1 pseudogene is annotated in these 408 nt (G+C 48.8%); it reads left to right on the plus strand.

The features are described 5' to 3' along the window. Positions 1-408, plus strand: a pseudogene (locus HMPREF3090_RS06065) (hypothetical protein); the annotation flags it as partial.

Consider the following 408-nt stretch of genomic DNA (forward strand, 5'->3'; position numbering starts at 1 on the left):
GCCAAGATGGTCAAGACGGCCGAGACGGAAAATCCGTCCTAGCTAAGACCGAACGGGGAACCAAAGCCGATGAAAGTGGTAAAGATCGCCCAGGTACATGGGTAATCGTTCACGAAGACACCAACAATAACGGTCAAGTTGACCCAGGTGAACGTGAAATCAGCCGTGAATTCATCTTCGATGGTACAAACGGTACCGACGGTAAAGATGGTAAGACGCCAATCGTTGAAAGTGAACGCGTTGAAAAAGATCCAAATGATCCAAACTCTGAATCTGGTGTGAAGATCATCGTCAGAGACCCAGAAACCAATGACATCATCAAAGAAATCTTCGTCAAAGACGGCGAAAAGGGTGATCCAGGTGAGCGTGGCGAACAAGGTCCTCAAGGCCCACAAGGTGAGAAGGGTG

Source organism: Aerococcus sp. HMSC23C02, from assembly GCF_001806805.1.
Taxonomy (GTDB): Bacteria; Bacillota; Bacilli; order Lactobacillales; family Aerococcaceae; genus Aerococcus; species Aerococcus sanguinicola.